The sequence below is a fragment of the Pseudomonas kitaguniensis genome (assembly GCF_009296165.1).
GTDB lineage: Bacteria > Pseudomonadota > Gammaproteobacteria > Pseudomonadales > Pseudomonadaceae > Aquipseudomonas > Aquipseudomonas kitaguniensis.
The window spans coordinates 1-947 of record NZ_VUAZ01000108.1 but is presented as its reverse complement, the minus strand read 5'-3'; the positions used below and the strand labels follow the sequence as shown (position 1 = coordinate 947).

The 947-nt window shown below is 60.8% G+C and carries 1 pseudogene; it reads right to left on the bottom strand.

The window, feature by feature from the left end:
• Nucleotides 1–30: 30 nt before the first annotated feature.
• Nucleotides 31–776: pseudogene (locus tag F0169_RS18020) on the bottom strand (creatininase family protein).
• Between the last annotated feature and the right edge of the window lie 171 nt (nt 777–947).

Below are 947 nucleotides of genomic sequence, written 5' to 3'. Positions count from 1 at the left end.
CCCGCTCCCACATTTGGCTAGGTGCAGGGCTTAACGTGTTGGCTCGTTGCTGAAGCTGTTCACGGTCTTGACCAGGCCTTTGGCCGCCAACGCTACCAATTCACCGCCTTTTCCACCGTCGCCAGGGCCGGGTCCGAGCCCATGCGCCCATCGGGGAAGCGTGCGCGAAAATCCAGCGCTTCACGGATCGGCCCGGTGTTGGCAATTTGGGGCGAATAGTCGGCTGACTTGATCGCGTGCGGATACGCCCACTGCGTCACCGCGATTTCCGAGGGTGTGGCATGGCTGCCGTGGCCGACCGGGAATTGACGGTGGGCCAGGTCGGTGACGCCTTCCAGGTCCCACCAGTTCACCAGCTTCAGCGCGAACCCGGCAGGGCGGCGGGCGAAGCTGGCCTCGGCGTACAGTTCGGAAAACGCCGCTTCGATGGTCGCAATATTGCCGCCGTGGCCATTCAGAAACAGGATTTTTTCGAAACCGTGCCCGGCCAACGAGCGCACCCAGTCGCCAATTGCGGCGATGAAGGTGGAAGGGCGCAACGAAATGGTGCCGGGAAAACCCAAATGGTGCTGGGCCATGCCGATATTGAAGGTCGGGCCGATCAGGATGTCGGCGTTCTTCTGCGCCTCATGGGCGATGATCTCCGGGCACATCCAGTCGGTGCCCAACAGGCCGGTGGGGCCGTGTTGTTCGTTGGAACCGATGGGGATCACCAGCGTGCGGCTGCGTTCCAGAAACTGCCCGATCTCGATCCAGGTGGAGGTGTGTAAAAGCATGCGGCGCTCTCTTTTATCTGTGGGGACAGGCTAACCACCACGGAGTGTACGACTAGTCGCCACCTGTTGGGGTTTGCAGTTGAGGTACGTCGATGACTTCAACCAGCGCTGGTCCGGGTACCAGGAAAACATGAATTGCCCATCCTTGAGTTTATCCACTACTTGGCGCGC